Origin of the sequence: Gardnerella sp. 26-12 (genome assembly GCF_001660745.1) — a bacterium.
Taxonomy (GTDB): Bacteria; Actinomycetota; Actinomycetes; order Actinomycetales; family Bifidobacteriaceae; genus Bifidobacterium; species Bifidobacterium swidsinskii.
The window spans coordinates 1-5,125 of the sequence record NZ_LWSR01000113.1 but is presented as its reverse complement, the minus strand read 5'-3'; the positions used below and the strand labels follow the sequence as shown (position 1 = coordinate 5,125).

Annotated in this window: 3 protein-coding genes; all 3 read right to left on the bottom strand. The window is 40.4% G+C overall.

Annotated features, from left to right (window positions below; translation table 11 throughout):
- Positions 1–38 precede the first annotated feature (38 nt).
- The 3 genes from A5295_RS05485 to A5295_RS05475 are packed head-to-tail and all read right to left on the bottom strand — an operon-like array spanning position 39 to position 4,963.
- Positions 39–2,672 carry an RNA helicase gene (locus tag A5295_RS05485; RefSeq protein ID WP_064622069.1) on the bottom strand — a complete coding sequence of 878 codons (2,634 nt, stop codon included), beginning with the start codon at positions 2,670–2,672 and terminating at the stop codon, positions 39–41.
- Between the two features lie 27 nt (positions 2,673–2,699).
- A complete protein-coding gene (locus A5295_RS05480; RefSeq protein ID WP_064622067.1) occupies positions 2,700–3,041 on the bottom strand; it encodes a hypothetical protein in 342 nt (113 codons plus the stop codon).
- 2 nt (positions 3,042–3,043) lie between these two features.
- Complete coding sequence (locus A5295_RS05475; RefSeq protein WP_004108930.1) at positions 3,044–4,963, bottom strand: YafY family protein; 1,920 nt, start codon at positions 4,961–4,963, stop codon at positions 3,044–3,046.
- Between the last annotated feature and the right edge of the window lie 162 nt (positions 4,964–5,125).

Sequence of the window (5,125 nt, the reverse complement as noted above, 5' to 3'; positions counted from 1 at the left end):
ATACAAAATACATGCGTTTTATTTGTATATGCTCATACTTATACATCTGAGTATGCTACAACTCCACGGTTTAATAGTTTTGCAGCTTCATAAGCGCATGAAGCAAGATTTTTATCTACGCCATCTATAGCTTGTAAATATTCTCCTGTTGCAAAAAGTTGAGTAAGTAAATCAATAAGACGTTTAGTTTGACGCACGAAATCTCCTCCAGTGCTGTCGGTATTGCGCAAAACTTCAGCTAGATCAGCACCATTAGCCCAATCGTACATAATATCTACAGCACCAAATTCAAGCGGTCTTAACGCTGGCAAATGAGCGTCTGCGCATAATGCGCTAGTACGCATAAATAATTCTTTCATTCGCAATACTGTATTAAATATCGCGCCATCTTTGCCGCCTGGATATCGTCTAGGTTCTCCCCCTGCAGGTCCTCTAGATTCATAAACTAATGCAGACAAGCACGATAATAATTCAAGCGGCGAAAGATCATTAAAAATTCCTTCGCAAATAGCTTCAGCAAATACAATGTCTAGTTCGTTATACAACCTTCTTAACAATTGACCGCGCTCAGTAAGGTGCAAAATTTGGTTTTGTGAAGAATCTTCAGATTGTAAATAATCCAAACTGTACAATACGTCACAAATATGGTCAAAAGTTCTAGCAACAGAACCAGTACGAGATTCGTAGCGTTCACGTACTTGATCAAGTTCCTTATGTTCTCTAATCCAATGGTAGCCCCAACGCAAATGTTGTTGAATATCTGCACAACCTGCACACGGATGCGTTCGCTCAGCTTCTCTAAGATTTGCAATAACATCATCCAACGCTTTAAACGCTGCTGTGCGTTCTGCATCTGTGCGGAATAAAGTATGTTTAAGTTTACGGCGTTGATCGTGTTGAGCTTCTTTAAGCTTCATGCGTAATTGTAAGAATTCAGCAAAATCTCCATGTTCGCAGTGGAATGCTTCTTCATAGCCTTTAAGAGCTGTTTCAAGTTCGTTCATGCGATTATGTAAACGTTCAGCAGAAGCATTAGCTTCCCATTGAGCAAAAGAACAATCTAGTGTTGTTCTAGCAGTGTCTGCATCGCTTGAGTTCAGCAAATTAACTGCCATATTAAACGTAGGAACGAAGCTGGAATGTAGCGGGTATACGCGTTTACTAGAAAGTGCTGCAGCTTGTTGAGGGACGAAATCAGCATGATCTACAAGAATTGCGTAACCAATATCGTCAATTCCACGTCTTCCAGCACGACCTGTAAGTTGCGTAAATTCTCCAGGCGTAAGAGGTACATGCCCAGTGCCGTCAAATTTTACTAGCTTTTCTACAACAACGCTTCGAGCTGGCATATTTAAGCCTAAAGCAAGTGTTTCTGTTGCAAAAACAACTTTAATAAGTCCGCGTTCAAATAGTGTTTCAACAATGTGACGGAATAATGCAATCATACCGGCATGATGTGCTGCAAATCCTTGTTCGAGAGCAAAACGAAAACGTTCAAAGCTTAAAGCGTGTAAATCTTCTTTAGAAAGTTGATTTGCAACCATACTGTCGACAATTTTACGTATTTCGTACATTTCTTCATCAGAGGTAAGTATTAATCCTGCGTTTAAACATTGTTGAACAGCTTGATCGCATCCGGAACGAGAGAAGATAAAATAAATTCCTGGCAGCATTCCTAGGTAATCTAATTCGTCAATAACAGCCCAGCGGCGAGGAGTATGTCGTTTCGCGCATTTATCTAACTGTGCAACTCCCCCGTTAACTCTGTGTTTCTTACCTTTTCTGTAACGGTATTTGCTATCGCTGTAAGATTCTTTACGGCGACGAGCTCGGTACTCGAATTCATTAAGTTTCCTAGTCAATGCAGGGTTAACGCGCTTAGTTACGTTTCCATTATTGTCATGGTCGTATAAATCGAGTAACTCAGGCTCAGTTGCAGAATCCTCTTGAATAACAACATGTCTTTCTAAAGGCACAGGTCTGTGTTCGTCGACAACCAAATGAGTTTCTCCACGCACTGATTCTAGCCATGCAGAAAAATCTTCAACATTTGAAACAGTTGCAGACAACCCAATAATTTTCACCGATTTCGGAAGGTGAATAATAACTTCCTCCCACACAGCTCCGCGGAATTTATCTGCAAGATAATGAATTTCGTCAAGAACGACAAAACCTAAAGATTGCAACGTAATCGAATGCTCGTAAAGCATATTTCTTAAAACTTCAGTAGTCATTACAACAATGTCTGCTTCAGGATTTACAGAAGTATCGCCAGTTAATAACCCTACTCTGTCTGAGCCGTACAGTTCGCAGAAATCGTGATATTTTTGATTACTTAAAGCTTTAATAGGTGTTGTGTAAAAAGCTTTTACATTGCGATTTTGCGCAAGAAATACAGCAAAATCCGCAACAACAGTTTTACCAGCTCCAGTAGGAGCAGCAACTAAAACATTATTGCCATTTTCTAGTGCATCAATAGCTTCAAGTTGAAAATCATCAAGTTCAAAAGACAAAGAACGCTCAAATTTAGATGCCATCGAGTGCTCGTGCTTCATTATATTTTTAAAAGCTGCGAAACGTTGTGAAGGAGATAATACTACATCATTCTCATTGCAGTCAGTTGGATTGCCTGATTTATTTTTGCAGTCTTTTTTCTGTGATAAATGAGACATAAAAAGTATTAGTCGCTTTCTTATATGCTATAGCTGAATGTCTTCTTCGCGAAGAGATTTTTTATCCCAATGCTGCCATATTTTACGGTGATTTTCGCGAATTTTTTGATGACGCTCAATAACTTTTGTGTGCGTTCGCTCATATCGATTCGTTGCATCTTTAATAGGAAGTGTAAATAATGGATCTCGAGGATTTTCATTATCTTCTTTATTTGGTTCATGCAAACGTTCAAATCTAGAAGAAACGTCTTCGGAAATACCAAAACAGACCTTAGCTATTTTTATTGCGCTTAAAATGACAATAACAACTCCTAGCGCTACCATTATCAGCATAAAAACTGTTATGAGTAGCCAAATCCACCAAGGCATTGTTATTCCTCTGTATTCGCATTATCAGCGTGATTAACGCTTAATTCACGTTGAGCGCGAGCAATAATCATACTGCGCAATGTTTCAGGAGCAACAGCTGTAATATGACGTGCGTGAGCAATGCAAAAAGCAACGAACCATGAATCAGAAGAAACAGTAAGATGGACTTTTACTCCGCTGCCACAAGTTTCCATAGTGGCTCCAGAAAGATTCTTCAAAAAGTTCAATTCTGTTTCATCGGTAATGAAGCAAGTTTCAGTTCCGTTATCAAAGCTCCACTTGCGAAGTTCACTAACTGGCACATCTGGAATTTTAACTTGAGATACAGGCTCTACAACTTCTGCACGTTCAATACGTGCTACGCGAAGAACTTGCCAAATGCGAGGCAATCCATTCGCTTTATTAATTGTCGTATCTTTAGCAACAAATTCACGTTTATCTTCTGGTGTTTGCTGCTCTACATCAGTCCATACTGCAACATAGTAAACGCCTTCATCAACGTAAATCTTCGACGGTGCAACAATCTTGCGACGAATACGTCCTGCCCCGTCAGTGTATTCCATATCTAGTAAAGATCCAGAGTTAATAGCACTGCGAACAATAGAACAATTTCGAGGCTCAATTTCGTAACCTGTTAAACTCAGCCATGGAGTTTGACCAGGAAGAACATGACGGCGAAGACGCTTATACAAGGATTCAGCTTGTGTGCGCTGTTCAATAGGCAAAAGCAAGGAATGCGCCAAATAATTAGCAGACGCAGTAAGCATGCTCAAATATTGCTGTGAAATTCCAGCAAGTCTTTCCAATCCTAAAGAGTTAGTAGCAGAAACAATTCCCTCGTTCTCAAGAAGAGTCCAATCTATATCAAAGAATTGGCTTCCGGCCATTTCCCCATCGTCAGAAACAGTAGTAAGAGTATTTATATCCTTGTGAAGAATTGTAACAAATCGACGAAGTTCATCATCGCTTTTTGGTCTACCAATAAAACGCTCAGCAAGCTCGTCTAATGGGAATTCCTCTCCAAGATGAGCAGACAAGAAAAGCATCAATCGAAGCCTACGATCTACTTCACTTCCAGTTTGGAATGAAGAGCCTTTTTTGGTATGCGATTTATCAGTGTTGCTATTTTGTTCTTCAATATTTTGCGCTTCTTGTATAGCACCTTCTTCATCTTTTTGCTCATTTTCGTCATATTGAGCAAAATTAACTGCTGCGTGCAAACGGCGATGGAAAGCATCAACCGCTTCTTGAGGGCTTACTACGCTAGATCCAGGATGTTCTAGTACAAACATCGCTAAATCGTCAGCATCAGTATAAGCAACGTTTAAATGTTCACCATCGACATCCACAGTTGCGGCAAATCTGCGAGAATCAATAACTTTTACCAATGAATCAGGTAGCATTTGTGTTCCAAGACCAGGTGCGATTGAATCTAATCCTAAGCCAGGAATAGGAGTTTGTGGAACTCTAGGAGCAGTGCGAGAAGTGCGCTGTTGCTCGTGTTGACCTGAATCAAGAGAAGAAATAGACATTGAACGAGCAAGATAATTTGCTGCAGCTAAAACTGGTAATTCAGATTGGTCGAAACGTAAACGTACGCGAGGCTCATCGCCTAATTGCAAACGATAAGACGCAAAGTCTTGACCTTCGGACTTCGAAGAATATTCTGGCTGCCTAGACTCTATTGCAATACCCATAGCAGCAAGCTTTGCGCGATCTCGCTGGAACTGTTTTGCGAATGCTGCTTTAGCTGCTTGATCTGCAAGCTCACCGTATGAATCTGCATATGCCTTTACGCGCTGTGCAATTTGACGCGAAGTCAGCCATTGCGGGAATGCGGAAGACAATACAGCGAGTACATCTAACTCGTGTTTGCCCCATTTGTCGGAAAAACGTCGCCTTCCGTTGCTTCCTTCTACCATTAGTCCTCACGTATCATGTTTGTATCAATTTACTTATGCGCCTTGCATACAAGCGACTACGAAATGCAGCAAAACTTGTGTTGCAATATTGCGCACACCTTTTCTATTTTAATGGTGTTTTGCGGTACGTGTGGACATTTTTTTAAAAAACTTCTAATAATT